Raw genomic sequence first — 17,182 nt, 5'->3', positions numbered from 1 at the left:
CCCAAGGCGACCGCTAACGAACCAACCCGGCCCACATATCGCGCGTAACCCATCGGAGTTCCCCCCACCGGCCCGTTGGGGCCAACCCGCTGAAGTCGCTATTCACCTGCCCGGCAATCCGGAGACGACGCCACCACCAACCGCGCCTTCATCGTCCTCGTCGACGGTCCGAAGCACTCGAGTAGTCGGATACTCGAATCTCAACCCGCGAAACGGCGTTACGGCCAAACGCGTGGAACCGCTGGCACGCCACAGCCGCCGTCCCGAAGGGGTCGTTGCCACCGACCCATCACCCCTCGTCATAGGTCGCTCACCCCGTTGCCATGGCGCCGGGACACCAGGTGTCGCTGCGCCGATTGACCCGACATCTTGGTAAGTAAGCACGTCCCCGTTCGGCAGTACGTCATCCAAATGAATGAGATCCAGCTACCGTTCACTCCAACGCCGGGATGAGGGGAAATCGATATGCCAGAGCATGTCGCAGACAAGGGGACGGCCCGTTGGTCACCGTCGAGGACTTCTCCCGCATAGTCTCCGGTATCTACGCCGCCGCGGTCGCTCCCCAGCACTGGGAAGCGGCCATCCGGGAGGTTCATCAGACGGTCGGCGGCATCGGCGGAGCACTCGCCACCCCCGACGGTGCGGTGTGGTCGATCGAGAACACGACGCTGCCCGATGCCACCATGAAGAGCTACGCGGAGCACTATCGCCACCTCGACCACGTGCTGGCCACCGTCCAGAGGGGCCCGGTGGGTGTGGTGCGCACCGGGACCGAACTCATCGTGCCGAACCGGTGGTCCGAGTTCTACAACTGCTGGATGCGTCCCAACGACTTGCTTGACGGGCTGTTCGTGCGGCTCACGGGTGGCCCTCGACCCACGATCTTCATCGTGGCTTCGTCGGACGATTCGGCGCCGTTCGACACACCCGAACGGGTCAAGTTCCTCAGTGGCCTGACTCCCCATCTGCAACAGGCTGTGCGCGCTCAAGCCAAGCTGTCCGCGTTCACCCAACTCAACGCCGACCTCGCCGGAGCCCTTGATGCGGTCCGGCACGGCATGATCCTGGTCGGACTGGACGGTGTGGTGATCAACGCCAACAGTGCCGCCGAACGGATGCTTCGCGCGGAGGACGGCTTGCGGATGCGATCCGGACACCTGGGCGCCATGACTACACACGTGGGCCGAAAGTTGCGTGGCGCAATCCACTTCGCTCTGCTCGACGATGAATCCGACACCTGTCGCGGGCAGTCGTTCACGTGCGACCGCCCCTCGGGAAGACGGCCCTACGTCGTTCACGTGCTACCGCTTCGCCGCGGCCCGACCGACGAAATACCAAGTGACGCTGCTGCTTTGGTGATGATCGTGGATCCCGACAACGAACCGGAGCCCACGGCAGTCCAGCTGCAACGCGTCTACGGGCTCACCAACGCGGAGGTCAAGGTGACGCTTGCCGTCGTACGCGGCGACGACCTACACCAGATCTCGGATCAGCTGTCGGTGTCGATCACGACTGTCCGCACGCACCTACAGCACATCTTCGACAAGACCGACACACACCGTCAGGCGGAGCTCGTCAGGCGTCTGCTCACACTGAGTCCGTGACTCACATCGACCGCGACAGCATCCGGCCGAACTGCAGCAGCCGCTGCATCTGGGCCAGGCCACCGTTGTCGACGGTCTTGGTATAGCGGAACGATTCGCAGAACAGATCGGTGTCGACGGCAGACTTCTGCCGCGTGCGGGTGAGCAGTTGGGTGTACATCCGCAGCCGCACTTCGGCCAGCCGGCGGGTTCCGTCGTCGAGGATCTCGAACTCGGTGGTCAGGATGTGGTCGGTGATGGTCGACAACAGGATCGTCCGGATCGACGCGTCCAGCGTCCGGCGCGGCTCGCGGCCCTCGACCGACGACAGTTCATCGTCAGCGCGCCACATGATGAGGCGGCGACCGTCGGTGAGCACGATCTCCTGCCACAGCGCCTCGCCCCAGGACTCCTCCGTTGCGCCGCGGGACATGATGAACGACTTGATCGTCGGAAAGTCCACCAGCGACCGCAGTTGGTCCAGTGCCAGTTCAGGGTCGCGCAAATAAACCCTGGCCGCTTCCTCCACGGTCGCGTACGGCGCCCAGTCCTGCGGCACGCTCATGGCTATCCCTCCGGGGCCCCGCGGACGGCAGCCGCGGCGGCACGGATCTGCGGAGTCACCAACATGATCTGGCCGAGCACGCCGTTCACGAAGTTCGGCGAATCGTCCGTGGACAGGCTCTTGGCCAGTTCGACAGCCTCGTCGACGGCCACCGCCTCGGGCACGTCGTCGGCGTGCAGCAACTCCCACACCGCAACCCGCAGGATCGCGCGGTCGACCGCGGGGAGCCGCTCCAGCGTCCACCCGTGCAGGTGCGCGGAGATCAGATCGTCGATGTGCGCCGCGTGGTCGGTCACGCCGCGGGCCACCGTCACCGTGTAGGGGTTCAGCGCGGAGATCTCGGAGTCGCCCTGCGCCAGCGTGCCGCGTCCCTCTGCGACCTCCCCAGGGGTCAGTCCGCGGGCCTCGGCCTCGAAGAGCAGGTCGACCGCACGCTTGCGGGCCTGATGCCTGCCTCGGTCGCCGCGACGGTCACTCATCCCGTCGCTCCGCTGCGCTTCGCCCGCCCAGGCTCACGCATTCACGCGGCCCAGGTAACTGCCGTCGCGGGAGTCCACCTTGAGCTTGTCGCCGGTGTTGATGAACAGCGGCACGTTGATCTGCGCGCCCGTCTCGACCGTGGCAGGCTTCGTACCCGCGCTGGACCGATCGCCCTGCAGGCCGGGCTCGGTGTGCGTGACCACCAGCTCGACGGTCGTCGGTAACTCGAGGTACAGCGGGGCGCCGTCGTGGAACGCGACCTGCACGGGCATGCCCTCGAGCAGGAAGTTGGCGGAATCGCCCACCAGCGACTCAGGCAGCGCGTGCTGCTCGTAGTCCTGGCTGTCCATGAAGACGAAGTCGCTGCCGTCGCGGTACAGGTACGTGGTGTCCCGACGGTCGACGGTCGCGGTCTCGACCTTCACGCCGGCGTTGTAGGTCTTGTCGACGACCTTGCCGGACAGCACGTTCTTGAGCTTGGTGCGCACGAACGCCGGCCCCTTGCCCGGCTTGACGTGCTGAAACTCGATGATCTGCCACAGGTTCCCGTCGATCTGCAGGACGAGCCCGTTCTTGAAGTCTGCGGTGGATGCCACGTTCGGTACTACTCCTAGAGAATGGCCAGTTCCTTGGGGAACCGGGTAAGCAATTCGGGTGTGGGTGTTTCTTCACTGCCCACGACCAGCGTGTCCTCGATGCGGACGCCGCCATGGCCGGGCAGATAGACACCGGGCTCCACGGTCACCGCAGAGCCAGGAAGCAGTGTACCGGCGGCGGACGCGCTGATTCCCGGCGCTTCGTGGATCTGCAGCCCGACGCCATGTCCCAGCCCGTGACCGAAGTTCTCCGCGTACCCGGCTTCGGCGATGACCTGGCGGGATGCGCCGTCGACGTCCTTGAGTGACACGCCGGGCGCCAGCGCGTCGCGACCGATCCGCTGGGCGGTCTCCACCAGGGCGTACAGGTCACGCTGCCACTGCGCGACCGGCGCCAGCACGAACGTCCGGGTCATGTCCGAGTGGTATCCGGCCACCAACGCGCCGAAGTCGATCTTGACGAAGTCGCCCGCGGCGAGCTCAGCGTCCGTCGGCCGGTGGTGCGGGATGGCCGAGTTCGGACCCGCCGCGACGATGGTCTCGAACGACACCCCGTCGGCACCGTGGTCGAGCATCCGCGACTCGAGCTCGCGACCAACCTCCTTCTCGGTGCGCCCGGGGCGCAGTCCACCCGTCGCCACCAGATCGGTGAGTGCGGCGTCGGCGGCTTCGCAGGCCAGCCGGAGCAGCGCGATCTCGCCGGCATCCTTGACTTCGCGCAGCGCCTCGACGATTCCCGCCGCCCGGACCAACTGGGTGTCGTCGCCTGCCACCTTCAGCAGCATCGCGTGCCCGTCGACGGTGACGACGTGACTCTCGAAGCCCAGCCGGCGCACGTCCCAGGCCGCCGCGCGGGCCACCAGATGCGGACCGCACGCCCGTTCGATGACGACCTCGACGTCCGGCGACTGCTGGGCCGCCTGCGTGCGGTAGCGCCCATCGGTGGCCAGCACCGGCGTTTCGTGTTCGGCCAGAATTAGTAGAGCGGCGTTCGAACCGGTGAAACCGGACAGATAACGCACGTTGACCAGGTCGGTCACCAACATTGCGTCCAGCTCGGCGTTGACCAATCGGCGACGCAGACGGTCCCGGCGCTGAGAAATCGTCACAGCGGTTGACGCTACTCGCTACGCTGTGCCCCCATGAGTAAGTGGTTGCTGCGCGGACTGGTGTTCGCGGCGTTGATGGTCGTGGTCCGGCTGCTGCAGGGCGCGCTGATCAACACCTGGGAAACACAGGCCCTGTTGATCAGCTCCACCCTGGTCGTGGTGTTCGCCGTATGTGCGTTCGTCTGGGGGTTGATCGACGGTCGCAGCGACGCCAGGGCCCAGCCCGACCCGGACCGGCGCGGCGACCTGGCGATGACGTGGCTGTTGGCCGGCCTGTTCGCCGGCATCGTCAGCGGGTTCGTCGCCTGGTTCATCTCGCTGTTCTACGACAACCTGTACGCCGAGGCGCTGCTCAACGAGATCACCACGTTCGCCGCGTTCACCGCGCTGCTGACGTTCCTTGCGGCGATCGCGGGCGTGGCGCTTGGCCGCTACCTGATTGACCGCAACACCCCGCCGTTCGTGCGCCAGCCAGCCGACGGCGAACGCGCCGACACCGACGTCTTCGCCGCCGTGAGCGCCGGAGGCCAGGACGAGACCACGCAGGCCACGCCGGTGACCACCGAGGGTGGCGGCACGGAGCGCGCCGAGCACCGTCCCTAGTCGAGGCTGGCCAGGTAACGCAGCGCCAACAGGTACCCCTGCACCCCAAGACCGACGATCACGCCTGTCGCCACGGCGCTCAGGTAGGAGTGGTGCCTGAACTCCTCGCGGGCGTGCACGTTGGAGATGTGCAGTTCGATCAGCGGCGCAGTCAGTTCCGAGCACGCGTCGCGCAGCGCCACCGACGTGTGGGTCAGCGCGCCCGCGTTGAGCACGACCGGCTCGCCGGCGTCGGCGGCGGCATGGATCCAACCGAGTAGCTCGGCTTCGCTGTCGCTCTGGCGGACAACGACTTTCAATCCGAGGTCGGTGGCCTCCTGCTCGATCAGCGCGACGAGATCGTCGTGCGTCGTGTGCCCGTAGACCTCGGGCTGGCGGCTGCCGAGCCTGCCGAGATTGGGGCCGTTGATCACGTTGACCGTCGGGTAGGCGCTCATCTGACTCCGATCTCCGAGTACGCGGCGGCCACCAGCGCGGGATCCGGGCCCTCCAGCCGGCCCGGCTTGGCCAACCCGTCGAGGACGACGAAGCGCAGCACGCCGGACCGGGTCTTCTTGTCGCCCGCCATGTATTCGAGCAGCTGAGGCAGGGCGTCCGCGTCGTAACTGACCGGCAACCCCAGCGACGTCAGGATCGACCGGTGCCGGTCGGCGGTGTCGTCGTCGAGCCGCCCGGCCAGCCTGCCGAGTTCGGCGGCGAACACGAGACCCACCGAGACCGCGGCGCCGTGGCGCCACTGGTAGCGCTCGCGCCGCTCGATCGCGTGCGCCAGCGTGTGCCCGTAGTTGAGGATCTCCCGCAGCGCCGACTCCTTCTCGTCGGCTGCCACCACCTCTGCCTTGACGGCGACGGCGCGCCGGATCAGCTCGGGCAGCACGTCGCCCGACGGATCCAAGGCGGCCTCGGGGTCGGCCTCGATCATGTCGAGGATGACCGGGTCGGCGATGAACCCGGCCTTCACGATCTCGGCCATGCCCGCCACGATCTCGTTGCGCGGCAACGTCTCCAGGGTCGCGAGGTCGATCAGCACGGCGAGCGGTTGGTGGAAGGCACCGACCAGGTTCTTGCCCGCGTCGGTGTTGATGCCCGTCTTGCCGCCGACGGCCGCATCGACCATGGCGAGCAGCGTGGTCGGCACGTGCACGATGTCGACGCCGCGCAGCCACGTCGCAGCGGCGAAGCCGGCGACGTCGGTGGCCGCTCCCCCGCCCAGGCTCACGACGGCGTCCCGACGGCCGATCCCGATGCGGCCCAACACGTCCCAGATGAAGCCGAGAACCGGCAGTTCCTTGCCCGCCTCGGCATCGGGGATCTCGATGCGGTGCGCATCGATGCCACCGCCAACGCCGTTGTCGGACAGATGGTTACGGATCGCCTCGGCGGTCTGGGCGAGCGACGGCTGGTGCAGGATCGCCACCTTGTGACGTCCGTCGAGCACGCGGGTCAGGTCGTTGAGCAGACCGCGCCCAATGATCACCGGGTACGGCCGCTCGACGAGGACGTCGACGGTTACGGGTTCAGTCATTGCGCGCTTCCGCTCGGCGGGCCAGCGCCGCGGGGCTGGGCGGGGCCTCATTGGTTGGGGCTGGATTCAACACGGTGGGAAGCCGCCGCCACGCCGACCTACGGCGTCGCCTCCCATGGTGGTGGTCGCCGCTGCCGCAGTCGTCGAGCCTGTGCACGATGTGGCGCACCACGGCTCCGGGATTGCGCCGGTTGGTGTTGACCCGCATCGTGGCGACCTGACGGTAGAGCGGGACCCGCGCGGCCATCAGTGCGCGGAACTTCTCGCCCGCGTCGCCGCCGGCGAGCAGCGGCCGCACGGCGCCACCGGTGGCCCGCCGAACACCTTCTGCCGCACTGATTTCCAGGTAGATCACGGTGTGCCCGGCGAGCGCCTCGCGTACCTCGGCGGAGGTGATCGCGCCGCCGCCCAGCGAGACGATCCCGTCGTGCTCGGCTAGGGCCGCCCGCACGACGTCGGCCTCGATGCGGCGGAATTCCGGTTCACCGTCGACGAAGATCTCGGCGATGCTGCGGCCGGTGTTCTCGACGATCTTGGCGTCGGTGTCGAGCAGTGGCACGTTGAGCGCCTTGGCAAGCCGACGGCCGATGGTGGACTTGCCCGAGCCGGGCATGCCCACCAGCACCGCCTTGGGCGCCATCAGCCCGACGCCTGCACTGAGGGCACCTGCTCACCGGACCGGGCGGCGATGCCGCGCAAATAGTTGTCGACGTTGGCGCGGGTCTCGGTGAGCGAGTCGCCGCCGAACTTCTCCAGCGCCGCACGCGCCACGACCAACGCGACCATCGTCTCCACGACCACGCCTGCTGCGGGCACGGCGCACACGTCGGAGCGCTGGTGGATCGCGACGGCCTCGTCGCCGGTCGCCATGTCGACGGTGGCCAGTGCCCGCGGGACCGTCGAGATCGGCTTCATCGCGGCCCGCACCCGTAGGGGCTGACCGTTGGTCATGCCGCCCTCGAGTCCACCGGCGCGGTTGGTGGAGCGGATCACGCCGTCCCGACCGGGATACATCTCGTCGTGCGCGACGCTGCCACGCCGGCGCGCGGTTTCGAACCCGTCGCCGATCTCGACGCCCTTGATGGCCTGAATGCCCATCACGGCGGCGGCAAGCTGGCTGTCGAGCCGGTTCTCGCCGCTGGTGAACGAACCCAGTCCGATCGGTAGTCCCTCGACGACCACCTCGACGACGCCGCCGAGCGTGTCGCCGTCCTTCTTGGCGGCTTCGATCTCGACGATCATCGCGTCTTCGGCGCCCTTGTCGAACGCGCGGACGGGGCTGTCGTCGATGGCGGCCAGGTCGGCGGGCTGCGGCGGCGGGCCGTCGTAGGGCTTCGACGCACCGATGGAGATGACGTGCGACAGCACCTCGACGCCCAGCGCTTCGCGCAGGAACGCCCTGGCGATGGTGCCTGCGGCGACCCGGGCGGCGGTCTCCCTGGCGCTGGCGCGCTCGAGGACCGGCCGGGCATCGTCGAAGCCGTACTTGAGCATGCCCGCGTAGTCGGCATGCCCGGGCCTCGGGCGGGTCAGCGGCGCGTTGCGAGCGACGTCCAGTTCGGCCGGGTCGACGGGGTCGGCGGCCATCACGGTCTCCCACTTGGGCCACTCGGTGTTGCCGATCTCGATGGCGATCGGCCCGCCGAGCGTGAGGCCGTGCCTGACGCCGGCCAGCACGGTGACCTCGTCGGCCTCGAACTTCATCCTGGCGCCGCGGCCGTAGCCGAGGCGGCGGCGTTTCAGCTGGCCTGCGATGTCCTCCGAGGTAACGCCGACACCCGCGACCATGCCCTCGACCACGGCCACCAAGGCGCGGCCGTGGGATTCACCAGCAGTTGTCCATCGCAACACGCGTCCCATCTTCCCATGACGGAGCCCAGGCACCGAAACCGCCGAGCAATCCGCTCATGCCAGCGAGCGCTGCAACAGGATGGTGTCGATGAACCGGTCGTGCTTGTAGCCCACGCGGGTGAGCCGCCCGGCCTCGACGAAGCCGAACCGGCGGTGCAGTTCGACCGACGCGGGGTCGCCGGTGTCGGCGATCACGGCGATCACCTCTCTGACGCCCGCGGCCAGGCACGCGTCGAGCAGATCACGCAGCAGCTCGGTGCCGCATCCCTTGCCGACGCCGGACGGGGCGACGTAGATGGAGTCCTCGACGGTCGCCCGGTAGGCGGGTCGCGTCTTCCACGGCGCGCAGTAGGCGTATCCGGCGATCGCCCCGTCACGCTCGGTCACCAGGAACGGCAGGCCGGCCTCGGTGATGGCGGCGAACCGGCGGTGCAACTCCTCGGCGTCCGGTGGTTCCAGTTCGAACGTCGCGACGCTGGTGGTGACGTAGTGGGCGTAGATCTCGGCGATGGCGTCGAGGTCGGCGGGTGTGGCGGCACGGGTCGACATGGTCAGCCCACCGTATGACTACGCGACCACCAGGGCGACCGCAGCGGCGGCGGCCACGCACATCGACGGACCGTGCGGCACGGTGGCGCTTCTGCCGCGCAACGCGACCGCGACCGCCCACAGCGCGGTCAGGACGGGAGCGCCCAGCGCCGCCAACACCCAGGCGTCCACGCCGAACGATCCCGTCAGCGCGCCGACGCCCATCGCCAGCTTGACGTCACCGGCACCCATGCCCGCCGGAGCCGCCAGATGCACGCCGAGATAGAGGAGCGTCAGGGCGACCGCACCGACGAGCGCAGGCACGCCGCGTCCCGTCGCCGCGCAGACGATCAGCACCACCGCGGCGCCCGGCAGCGTCAGCGCGTTGGGCAGCCGCCGCTGCCGGACGTCGTAAACGGTCAGTGCCGCGAACCACGCCAGCACTCCCACGCAGGCCACCCCCACCCCCATGATCGAAGGCTAACGTCGGTCCAGCGCGGCGCTCATCACCTCTTTCGGTGCCGGGAGCCCGGTGAATTGTTCGACCTGGGCGTAGGCCTGATTCAGCAGCATCCGTAGCCCGCTGATCACCCGACCACCGGCCTCCGCGACCGCGGCGGCCAGCGGGGTGGGCCACGGGTCGTAGACCACGTCGAGCAACACCGGCACGGCGGCCACGGTGCCGACGTACCTCGCGGCCACGTCAGCAGGAAGGGTGTTCACCACCACGTCGACACCACCCAGCGGCGTACCCAGCTCGACCCACCGGACGTCGAGCCCTAGCCGCTCACCCAACGACACCAGCGGCGCGGCCTTGTCGCGGCTGCGGGCGACGACCGTGACGTCCCCGACGCCGAGTTGGGCCAGGCCGACCACCGCCGCGGGCGCGGTGCCACCCGACCCCAGCACCGCCGCCCGGCCCGTCGTGGGGCCGAGCGCACCGATCACTCCGTCGACGTCGGTGTTGTCGGCGCGCCAACCGACGGCCGTGCGCACCAGCGTGTTCGCCGAACCGACGAGTTCGGCACGCGTCGTGCGCTCGTCGGCGAACTCCAGCGCGGCGAACTTGCCGGGCATGGTCACCGACACGCCCACCCACTCGGGGCCGAAACCACTTACCAGCGAGGGCAATTCGTCGGCGCTGCATTCGATGCGGTCGTAGGTCCAGTCAGTCAGGCCGAGTGCGCGGTAGGCCGCCAGGTGCAGCTGCGGCGAGCGGGAGTGCGCGATCGGCGACCCCAGTACGGCCGCGCGTCGTGGCCCGCCACCGTGCACCGGAGGGCCCTGTTCGCCTGCGCTCATCGCGCGCTGTCGAGGACCCCGTTGCGCCTGGCGAGTTCGATGTTCGCCAGGTGCTGTTGGTAGTCGCGGGTGAACAACGTGGTGCCGGTCAGGTCGACGGTGACGAAGTACAGCCAGTCACCCGGCTCGGGGTTCTCTGCCGCCGCCAGCGCCGGCTGGCCGGGCGAGCAGATCGGCGTGGCCGGAAGCCCTTCGCGCACATACGTGTTCCACGGCGTGTCCGCACCGCGGTCGGCGTCGGTGGTCGCCACCTCCTGGCGGTCCAGCGGGTAGTTCACCGTCGAGTCGAACTCCAGGCGGTTGTGCTCGGGTTCGGCGAGACGGTTGTAGATGACCCGGGCCACCTTGGCGAAGTCCTGCGGTTTGGATTCGCGTTGCACGAGGGACGCCACTGTCAGGATCTGGTACGGCGACAAGGTGGATGTCTTGCCCGCCTCCAGCAGTCCCTGCGCCACGTATTGCTGTGCGCTGGCGGCGATCAGGGTGGACAGGATCTCCTGCGCCGACGCCGACGGATCGACGTTCCAGGTGCCGGGGGCGATGAGGCCCTCGATGCGGCGGTGGTCGTTGCCGAGCACTTTGATGGGTTCGAGCGCCCAGTCCGGGATGGACAAGGCCGACGGCGCGGCCGACGCGGCAGCCTGTTTGAGGTCCTCGGGTTTGACGCACTGCTTGGTGTCGTCGAGCTGCACGCAGGTGGCCTCGGAGATCAGCGTGAAGATGCCCTGGGTGACGGCATTGGTTCTGACGTCGGCGATGTCGTCGAGCTGACGCCCTTCGGGAATCACCAACCGACCCACCCGGTTCTGTGCATCGGCAAGCCGCGCAACGGCATTGGACGCGGGAATCTCGGTGCGCATCTTGTAGAACCCGGGCTGGATCGACGAGATCGCGGTGTTGCCCGCCGCGGCCGTGACGAAGGCCTGCACGGTCGCCACCACTTCGTGGTCGAGCAGCGTCTGACCGATGGCCGTCGTGGAGTCGCCGTTGTGCACCTCGATGACGACGTCGTTGACGCCGTCGCCCTGGTAGTCGTCGCCGGCTCCGAAGAGCCCGTGCCACATCCGAGAGCCGAGGAACACCGCACCGATGACCACGACGATCAGGGAGGCGACGGCGAAACCCGTGATGGTCCGGCGTCTGCGGCGGTTGCGAGTCGCGCGTGCCCGTTCGGTCCGGCTCATGCTGCGACGCGGCCTACCGACCGACACCGGCTCGGTGCGCTGGCGTCCCCAGTCGTCAGGCATCGGCCGCTCCGGTCCGACGGGCCAGAACGGCACGCCGCAGGTCCAGCCAGGTCTGCAGAATGCCGACCGCGGCGGCCTGATCGATCATCGCCTTCTGTCCCTTCGCTTTGATGCCGGCGTCCCGCAGTGACCTCTGCGCGGTGACCGTGGTCAGCCGCTCATCGGACAGCCGCACCGGGATCGGTGCGATGCGGGCGGCGAGTGTGTCCGCGACGCCGATGGCGTCGACGGCCGATGGCCCGGTGCGTTCGGCGAGGGTGCGGGGCAGCCCGACCACCACCTCAACCACCTCCAGCTCGTCGACCAGCCTGGCCAGCCGCTTCACGTGCTTGTCGGTCCGGTCGCGCCGGACCGTCTCCACCGGGGTGGCGAGGATTCCGTCGGGATCACTGGTGGCCACGCCGATGCGGACGGTGCCCACGTCGATGCCGAGCCGTCGTCCGCGTCCGGGGTCGTCGTCGCCCCCGGGCCGGTCCGGCAGACGGTCATCGTTGCGGCCCACTCAGTCAGCTCCGCTGGCTCCGTGCCACTTCGGCACGCAGTGCGGCCAGCGCCGCGTCGATTCCCGATGCCCCGCTGCCCGAACCCTGCGCGAGGTCGGCCTTGCCGCCGCCACGGCCATTGACCGCGGCTCCCAGCGTCTTGACGAGGTCGTTGGCCGACAGGCCAAGGTCCTGAGCGCCGGTGTTGGCCGCGACCACGAACGGCACCGTGTCCCCTTCGCCCTCGGCGATCAGCGCCACGACCGAGGCTTCGGAGCCGAGTTTCCCGCGGATCTCACCGACCAGGCTGCGCAGATCGGCAGCGGAGATGCCCGCGGCCATCCGCTGCGCCACCAGGCGGACCTTGCCCACGAGCTCGGCGCCGGCGGCGGCGTTGGAAGCCGCCGCGCGGGCATTCGCCAGGCGCATGCGGTCGAGTTCCTTCTCCGCCGCGCGCAAGCGCTCGACGAGGTTGGCGACCCGAGCGGGCACCTCGTCGGAGGGCACCTTCAGCGACGACGCCAGCCCGGCCAGCAGCGCCCGTTCCTTGGCGAGGTGCTTGAACGAATCGAGGCCGACGTACGCCTCGACCCGGCGCACGCCGGAACCCACCGACGACTCGCCGAGGATCGTGACCGGGCCGATCTGGGCCGAGTTGTGCACGTGCGTACCGCCACACAGCTCGATCGAGAACGGGCCGCCGATCTCGACCACCCGCACTTCGTCGGGATAGGCCTCGCCGAACAGCGCCATCGCGCCCATGGCCTTGGCCTTGTCGAGCTTGGTGTTGAAGGTGTTCACGGCGAAGTCGGCCTCGACGGCCTCGTTGGTGACCACTTCGATCTCGTCGCGCTGCGAATCGGTCAGCGCACCCTGCCAGTTGAAGTCGAAGCGCAGGTAACCCGGCCGGTTCAAGGAGCCGGCCTGAACGGCGTTGGGGCCCAACACCTGTCGCAGCGCGGCGTGCACCATGTGGGTACCGGAGTGACCTTGGGTGGCGCCGTGGCGCCACTTCGGGTCGACGGCCGCAACGATGGTGTCGCCCTCGACGAACTCACCCGACTCCACGACGACGCGGTGCACGAACAGCGTCTTGGCGATCTTCTGCACGTCGGTGACCGCGGCCTTGGCCGCCTGACTGGACCCGGTACCGCTGATCGAACCGACGTCGGCGATCTGGCCGCCGGACTCCGCGTAGAGCGGGGTGCGGTCGAGCACCAATTCGACGCGATCGGCGGTCCCGGCCTCGCCATGCGCGACGACGGGAACGCGCCTGCCGTCGACGAAGATGCCCAGAATCCTTGCCTCGGAGCTGAGCTCGTCGAAGCCGGTGAACTCCGTCGGGCCCGCATCGACCAGTTCCCGGTAGGCGGTCAGGTCGGCGTGGGCGTGCTTGCGCGCGGCGGCGTCGGCCTTGGCGCGCTGGCGCTGCTCGGCCATCAGCCCGCGGAAGCCCTCCTCGTCCACGCTCAGCCCCGCCTCGGCCGCCATCTCCAGCGTGAGTTCGATCGGGAAGCCATAGGTGTCGTGCAGGGTGAACGCATCGGTGCCCGACAGCACCGTCGCACCCGACGACCGCGTCGTATTCGCTGCTTCCTCGAACAGCCGTGAGCCGGACGCGAGAGTGCGGTTGAACGCGGTCTCCTCGGCAACGGCGATGCGCTGGATCCGGTCGAAGTCGGTCACCAGTTCGGGATACGACGGACCCATCGCGTCGCGCACCGTGAGCATCAGGTCGCCGACGATCGGGGTGTCGATGCCGAGCAGCTTGGCCGACCGGATCACGCGGCGCAGCAGGCGGCGCAGCACGTAACCGCGGCCGTCGTTGCCGGGGCTGATGCCGTCGCCGATGATGATCGCCGCCGTGCGGCTGTGGTCGGCGATGATGCGGTAGCGCACGTCGTCGTCGTGATTGCCTGCGCCGTACCCGCGTGGGGCGCGGGCGGCAACCGTGTCGATGACGGGACGCACCAGGTCGGTCTCGTAGACGTTGTCGACACCTTGCAGCAGGCACGCCACCCGCTCGACGCCCATGCCGGTGTCGATGTTCTTGCGCGGCAACGGCCCCAGGATCTCGAAGTCCGACTTCGAGGTGCCCTCGCCGCGCTCGTTCTGCATGAACACGAGGTTCCAGATTTCGATGTAGCGGTCCTCGTTGGCGACGGGTCCACCGCCGACGCCGTATTCGGGTCCGCGGTCGACGTAGATCTCCGACGAGGGGCCGCACGGCCCGGGGATGCCCATCGACCAGTAGTTGTCGGCCATGTCCCGGCGCTGGATGCGCTCGAGTGGCAGGCCGGCGACTTCCTGCCACAATCCGATGGCCTCGTCGTCGTCGAGATAGACCGTCGCCCAAAGCGTTTCGGGATCGAAACCGTAGCCACCCTGATCCTGCGGATTGGTCAGCAGCGTCCAGGCGAATTCGATGGCGCCCTTCTTGAAGTAGTCGCCGAACGAGAAGTTGCCGGCCATCTGGAAGAAGGTGTTGTGCCGCGTCGTGATGCCGACCTCGTCGATGTCCGGCGTGCGGATGCACTTCTGCACGCTCGTGGCACGGTTCCACGGCGGGGTCTGCTGGCCAAGGAAGTAGGGGACGAATTGGACCATGCCCGCGTTGACGAACAATAGGTTCGGGTCGTCGAGGATCACCGATGCGCTGGGCACCTCGGTGTGGCCCGCCTTCACGAAGTGATCGAGGAAGCGCTTCCTGATCTCGTGTGTCTGCACGTGCTGCTGTCCTTAAGGTGCTGGTGATTTCTCGACCGCATTACAGTACCGGTCCGCCGTGGCTCGGCTGACAGGGCAACGAACGGCGCGTGCGCGGAGTGCCGTTCAGCCGTCGATGAAGCTCAGCCGGACGGAGCGGCGGGAATTGTCGCGGTTGAGATCGACGAGCACCACGCTCTGCCACGTGCCGAGCAGTGGCTCACCGCCCTGCACCGGCACCGTCACCGACGGCGACACAATGCCGGGCAAGACGTGATCTGCGCCATGGCCCGGTGAGCCATGGGAGTGCCGGTAGCGGTCGTCGCGGGGCAACAGCCGCTCCAATGTGTCGATCAGGTCGTCGTCCGACCCAGCGCCCGTCTCGATGATCGCCACGCCAGCCGTTGCGTGCGGCACGAAGACGTTGCACAGACCATCACCCCGGTCGGCACAGAACGCCCGAAACTCATCGGTCAGGTCCACCGCCCGCCGCCGCGCGGTGTCGACCTCAAGCACCTCAGTCTTCATTTTCACCGTCCACGTTTCCAACCCTACGAGCCATTGCCTCAGCAAATTCGGCGGAGGACAGTGATGAATGGACCGGTGGCGCCGCCGGGGCGCCGCCCCAACCAAAGGGGGGTGGATCGTGTTCGCACGGACTACCACAATCCAGGCGCAACAATCATCGATCGACGCGGGCATCGCCTACGTCCGCGACGAGGTGATGTCAGCGCTGCAGGACATGGACGGCTACGTCGGCCTGTCACTGTTGGTCGATCGAGAATCCGGCCAGTGCATCGCCACCAGTGCATGGGAAACCGACGAGGCCCAGCGCGCCAGCGCCGAACGGATCGGTGCGGTTCGTGACCAGGCCGCGGCGACCTTCGGCGGCACGGCGACGGTGGCGGACTGGGAGATCGGGGTCCTGCATCGGGATCACCTCTCAGCCGACGGCGCCTGCGTGCGGGCGACGTGGCTCAAGGTGCCTCAGGACCAGGCGGATCGCGCCATCGAGTTCTACAAGACGTCGGTGCTGCCGGCGCTGGAGGATCTCGAGGGGTTCTGCAGCGCCAGTCTGCTCATCAACCGCTCGACGGGGCGAGCCGTGTCGTCGACGACGTTCGACAGCCGGGAAGCGATGCAACGCAACGAAGACCAGGCCAAGGAACTCAGGAACGCGCGGACCCGCGAGCTCGGTGCCGACATCATGGACGTCGGCGAGTTCGAATTGGCGCTGGCCCACCTGCGGGTGCCCGAGATGTCCTGACCACACGCCGGGAGCGGCATTCGATTGACGGCGACGTTTATTTGAGGATCCCAAGGGTATTTCTTTCTCACCATTCGTCCCTGGAGGAAGAAATGACTATCACCGGCGTCATCACTGCGATTCTGATCGGCATCGTGGTCGGCGTTCTTGGCCGACTCGTCGTTCCCGGCAGGCAGAACATCTCCGTGCTCGTGACCATCCTGGTCGGCATCGTGGCTGCCTTCCTGGGCACCGCGCTGGCACGCGCGCTCGGCATTCCCACCGCCACCAACGGCATCGACTGGCTCGAATTGCTGGTCCAGGTCGTCGTGGCGGCTATCGGCGTCGCGCTGGTGTCGGCCATGATGGGCCGTCGCCATACGGGGATGCTGCGGCGCTAGCCGCGTCGTTGGATCCCGCGAACAACCAACGCCCCCCGAGGTCCCGGTCAGCATCGCTGACCGGGATCGTGGGCGCGCGTCAAGTTCCTCAGAGGTTCTTCAACAGCTCGTCGAGCTTCTCGTAGCCCTCACTCATGCCGCCCTCCATGCCGGAGGACAGCAGGCCGTCGCGGGCCTCGACGTTCGGGCAGATCGACCTGCCCCGCAGCCGGCTGCGGCCGCCGCCGATGTCCTCGAACCACATGAACTCGATGTTCACCATGTCCGGCGCGCCTTCGAATTCGAAGGTCTGAATGATGAATTCGTTGTCCCGGACCTTGTGGAACACGCCGTTGAAGCTGAACTCACCACGATCGGCCTTGTGCACGTAGCGGTAACCGCCGCCGGTGGTGAAGTCCCAGCGCTCGATCGTCATTTCGAGGTCGCGCGGCCCCAGCCACTGCTTGACCAGCTCGGGGTCGGCATGTGCACGGAACAGCGCCTCCACCGGAGCATCGAACTCGCGGGTGAACTCCATGGCGAGGGTGTCGACGGGAGCCTGCAAGTTGAGTGCGTTCGTCATTGTTTCTTCCCTTTCTCTCCTGTGTCGGTCATCGCCGCCAGCAGGCCGTCCAGCTGGCGGTAGTTGCGCTCGGCGTCGAGCCGGTATCGGTCGATCCAGGCCGTCAGCCGCTCCAGTGCCGCCGCGTCCAGGTGCACTGGCCTGCGCTGGGCATCCCGGCTACGGGTGACCAGGCCGGCCTGCTCGAGCACCTGGATGTGCTTGGACACCGCCTGTTTCGTGATGTCGAACGGTTCGGCCAACTCGTTGACCGTCGCCGGGCCGCGTGACAGCCGCGCCACGATGGCCCGCCGGACCGGGTCGGCCAGCGCCAGGAACGCCTTGTCCAACCCCGTCTCCGCTTCTCCATCAACGTGCATTGTCAACCTTCTGTTTGATCAACACATCGGTTGACTA

Annotated in this window: 20 protein-coding genes and 1 pseudogene; 4 read left to right on the top strand and 17 right to left on the bottom strand. The window is 68.0% G+C overall.

Features of this window, described 5'->3' with window-relative positions; translation table 11 throughout:
* Positions 1 to 500: 500 nt before the first annotated feature.
* Positions 501 to 1,604, top strand: a complete 1,104-nt coding sequence (locus tag N536_RS0129890) for a helix-turn-helix transcriptional regulator (protein WP_029116981.1) — start codon at positions 501 to 503, stop codon at positions 1,602 to 1,604.
* A 1-nt stretch (position 1,605) separates the two neighbouring features.
* Here N536_RS0129890 and N536_RS0129885 read toward each other — a convergent pair whose 3' ends face one another.
* The 4 genes from N536_RS0129885 to N536_RS0129870 are packed head-to-tail and all read right to left on the bottom strand — an operon-like array spanning position 1,606 to position 4,333.
* Positions 1,606 to 2,148 (bottom strand): hypothetical protein, encoded by a 543-nt coding sequence (locus tag N536_RS0129885; RefSeq protein ID WP_029116980.1) that lies wholly within the window; start codon positions 2,146 to 2,148, stop codon positions 1,606 to 1,608.
* Between the two features lie 2 nt (positions 2,149 to 2,150).
* Positions 2,151 to 2,627: a transcription antitermination factor NusB gene (nusB, locus tag N536_RS0129880; protein ID WP_029116979.1), complete on the bottom strand. Its 477-nt coding sequence runs from the start codon at positions 2,625 to 2,627 to the stop codon at positions 2,151 to 2,153.
* A gap of 33 nt (positions 2,628 to 2,660) precedes the next feature.
* Positions 2,661 to 3,224 carry an elongation factor P gene (gene efp, locus N536_RS0129875; protein ID WP_029116978.1) on the bottom strand — a complete coding sequence of 188 codons (564 nt, stop codon included), beginning with the start codon at positions 3,222 to 3,224 and terminating at the stop codon, positions 2,661 to 2,663.
* 14 nt (positions 3,225 to 3,238) lie between these two features.
* Positions 3,239 to 4,333 carry a Xaa-Pro peptidase family protein gene (locus tag N536_RS0129870; protein ID WP_029116977.1) on the bottom strand — a complete coding sequence of 365 codons (1,095 nt, stop codon included), beginning with the start codon at positions 4,331 to 4,333 and terminating at the stop codon, positions 3,239 to 3,241.
* 33 nt (positions 4,334 to 4,366) lie between these two features.
* On the opposite strand from N536_RS0129870, the gene N536_RS0129865 reads away from it, so the two are divergent.
* Positions 4,367 to 4,936 carry a B-4DMT family transporter gene (locus N536_RS0129865; RefSeq protein ID WP_029116976.1) on the top strand — a complete coding sequence of 190 codons (570 nt, stop codon included), beginning with the start codon at positions 4,367 to 4,369 and terminating at the stop codon, positions 4,934 to 4,936.
* Here N536_RS0129865 and aroQ read toward each other — a convergent pair.
* The 11 genes and pseudogenes from aroQ to N536_RS0129810 all read right to left on the bottom strand — a co-directional run bounded on the left by aroQ (position 4,933) and on the right by N536_RS0129810 (position 15,093).
* Positions 4,933 to 5,373 (bottom strand): type II 3-dehydroquinate dehydratase, encoded by a 441-nt coding sequence (gene aroQ / locus N536_RS0129860; protein ID WP_029116975.1) that lies wholly within the window; start codon positions 5,371 to 5,373, stop codon positions 4,933 to 4,935. The two genes, N536_RS0129865 and aroQ, sit on opposite strands and share 4 nt — an antisense overlap.
* Positions 5,370 to 6,461, bottom strand: a complete 1,092-nt coding sequence (gene aroB / locus N536_RS0129855) for a 3-dehydroquinate synthase (RefSeq protein ID WP_029116974.1) — start codon at positions 6,459 to 6,461, stop codon at positions 5,370 to 5,372. Before aroB ends, aroQ begins: the two co-directional genes overlap by 4 nt.
* A gap of 145 nt (positions 6,462 to 6,606) precedes the next feature.
* Positions 6,607 to 7,101 (bottom strand): annotated as a pseudogene (locus tag N536_RS0129850) (shikimate kinase); the annotation flags it as partial.
* Entirely contained in the window at positions 7,101 to 8,312 is a 1,212-nt protein-coding gene (aroC, locus tag N536_RS0129845) for a chorismate synthase (protein ID WP_029116972.1), read from the bottom strand. The pseudogene N536_RS0129850 and the gene aroC, both read right to left, overlap by 1 nt.
* 54 nt (positions 8,313 to 8,366) lie before the next feature.
* The gene (locus N536_RS0129840; RefSeq protein WP_029116971.1) at positions 8,367 to 8,861 is read right to left on the bottom strand and encodes a GNAT family N-acetyltransferase; all 495 of its coding nucleotides are present in this window, start codon (positions 8,859 to 8,861) and stop codon (positions 8,367 to 8,369) included.
* A gap of 18 nt (positions 8,862 to 8,879) precedes the next feature.
* The gene (locus tag N536_RS0129835) at positions 8,880 to 9,311 is read right to left on the bottom strand and encodes an A24 family peptidase (protein WP_036438097.1); all 432 of its coding nucleotides are present in this window, start codon (positions 9,309 to 9,311) and stop codon (positions 8,880 to 8,882) included.
* Between the two features lie 9 nt (positions 9,312 to 9,320).
* Complete coding sequence (locus N536_RS0129830) at positions 9,321 to 10,142, bottom strand: shikimate dehydrogenase (protein ID WP_051574858.1); 822 nt, start codon at positions 10,140 to 10,142, stop codon at positions 9,321 to 9,323.
* Positions 10,139 to 11,389, bottom strand: coding sequence for an endolytic transglycosylase MltG (mltG, locus tag N536_RS0129825; protein ID WP_029116968.1), 1,251 nt, complete (start codon positions 11,387 to 11,389; stop codon positions 10,139 to 10,141). Before mltG ends, N536_RS0129830 begins: the two co-directional genes overlap by 4 nt.
* Positions 11,382 to 11,891 (bottom strand): Holliday junction resolvase RuvX, encoded by a 510-nt coding sequence (gene ruvX / locus N536_RS0129820; protein WP_029116967.1) that lies wholly within the window; start codon positions 11,889 to 11,891, stop codon positions 11,382 to 11,384. Before ruvX ends, mltG begins: the two co-directional genes overlap by 8 nt.
* 4 nt (positions 11,892 to 11,895) lie before the next feature.
* Complete coding sequence (gene alaS / locus N536_RS0129815) at positions 11,896 to 14,598, bottom strand: alanine--tRNA ligase (protein ID WP_029116966.1); 2,703 nt, start codon at positions 14,596 to 14,598, stop codon at positions 11,896 to 11,898.
* Between the two features lie 105 nt (positions 14,599 to 14,703).
* Entirely contained in the window at positions 14,704 to 15,093 is a 390-nt protein-coding gene (locus N536_RS0129810; protein ID WP_197040271.1) for a secondary thiamine-phosphate synthase enzyme YjbQ, read from the bottom strand.
* Positions 15,094 to 15,223: 130 nt separating this feature from the next.
* Between N536_RS0129810 and N536_RS0129805 the strand changes: the two genes are divergently transcribed.
* Together N536_RS0129805 and N536_RS0129800 are read left to right on the top strand one after the other, a co-directional pair.
* Entirely contained in the window at positions 15,224 to 15,844 is a 621-nt protein-coding gene (locus tag N536_RS0129805; RefSeq protein ID WP_029116964.1) for a hypothetical protein, read from the top strand.
* Between the two features lie 92 nt (positions 15,845 to 15,936).
* Positions 15,937 to 16,224, top strand: coding sequence for a GlsB/YeaQ/YmgE family stress response membrane protein (locus tag N536_RS0129800; RefSeq protein WP_029116963.1), 288 nt, complete (start codon positions 15,937 to 15,939; stop codon positions 16,222 to 16,224).
* A gap of 88 nt (positions 16,225 to 16,312) precedes the next feature.
* Here the strand turns inward: N536_RS0129800 and N536_RS0129795 are convergent, their stop codons facing one another.
* Positions 16,313 to 16,786, bottom strand: a complete 474-nt coding sequence (locus N536_RS0129795; RefSeq protein ID WP_029116962.1) for an SRPBCC family protein — start codon at positions 16,784 to 16,786, stop codon at positions 16,313 to 16,315.
* The gene (locus N536_RS0129790) at positions 16,783 to 17,145 is read right to left on the bottom strand and encodes a helix-turn-helix transcriptional regulator (protein ID WP_029116961.1); all 363 of its coding nucleotides are present in this window, start codon (positions 17,143 to 17,145) and stop codon (positions 16,783 to 16,785) included. The genes N536_RS0129795 and N536_RS0129790 overlap by 4 nt, the downstream gene beginning before the upstream one ends.
* Positions 17,146 to 17,182 lie beyond the last annotated feature (37 nt).

The sequence above is a fragment of the Mycobacterium sp. URHB0044 genome (genome assembly GCF_000620625.1).
Taxonomy (GTDB): domain Bacteria; phylum Actinomycetota; class Actinomycetes; order Mycobacteriales; family Mycobacteriaceae; genus Mycobacterium.
This window is presented reverse-complemented; position numbering and strand designations above follow the sequence as displayed.

What these genes read in the sequence shown, in the direction of transcription:
- mltG (WP_029116968.1), bottom strand. Translation starts at nt 11,389, where the DNA reads ATGCCTGACGACTGGGGACGCCAGCGCACCGAGCCGGTGTCGGTCGGT.
- aroB (WP_029116974.1), bottom strand. Translation starts at nt 6,461, where the DNA reads ATGACTGAACCCGTAACCGTCGACGTCCTCGTCGAGCGGCCGTACCCG.
- N536_RS0129840 (WP_029116971.1), bottom strand. Translation starts at nt 8,861, where the DNA reads ATGTCGACCCGTGCCGCCACACCCGCCGACCTCGACGCCATCGCCGAG.
- aroQ (WP_029116975.1), bottom strand. Translation starts at nt 5,373, where the DNA reads ATGAGCGCCTACCCGACGGTCAACGTGATCAACGGCCCCAATCTCGGC.
- N536_RS0129865 (WP_029116976.1), top strand. Translation starts at nt 4,367, where the DNA reads ATGAGTAAGTGGTTGCTGCGCGGACTGGTGTTCGCGGCGTTGATGGTC.
- N536_RS0129790 (WP_029116961.1), bottom strand. Translation starts at nt 17,145, where the DNA reads ATGCACGTTGATGGAGAAGCGGAGACGGGGTTGGACAAGGCGTTCCTG.
- N536_RS0129800 (WP_029116963.1), top strand. Translation starts at nt 15,937, where the DNA reads ATGACTATCACCGGCGTCATCACTGCGATTCTGATCGGCATCGTGGTC.
- N536_RS0129795 (WP_029116962.1), bottom strand. Translation starts at nt 16,786, where the DNA reads ATGACGAACGCACTCAACTTGCAGGCTCCCGTCGACACCCTCGCCATG.
- N536_RS0129835 (WP_036438097.1), bottom strand. Translation starts at nt 9,311, where the DNA reads ATGGGGGTGGGGGTGGCCTGCGTGGGAGTGCTGGCGTGGTTCGCGGCA.
- nusB (WP_029116979.1), bottom strand. Translation starts at nt 2,627, where the DNA reads ATGAGTGACCGTCGCGGCGACCGAGGCAGGCATCAGGCCCGCAAGCGT.
- N536_RS0129830 (WP_051574858.1), bottom strand. Translation starts at nt 10,142, where the DNA reads ATGAGCGCAGGCGAACAGGGCCCTCCGGTGCACGGTGGCGGGCCACGA.
- N536_RS0129885 (WP_029116980.1), bottom strand. Translation starts at nt 2,148, where the DNA reads ATGAGCGTGCCGCAGGACTGGGCGCCGTACGCGACCGTGGAGGAAGCG.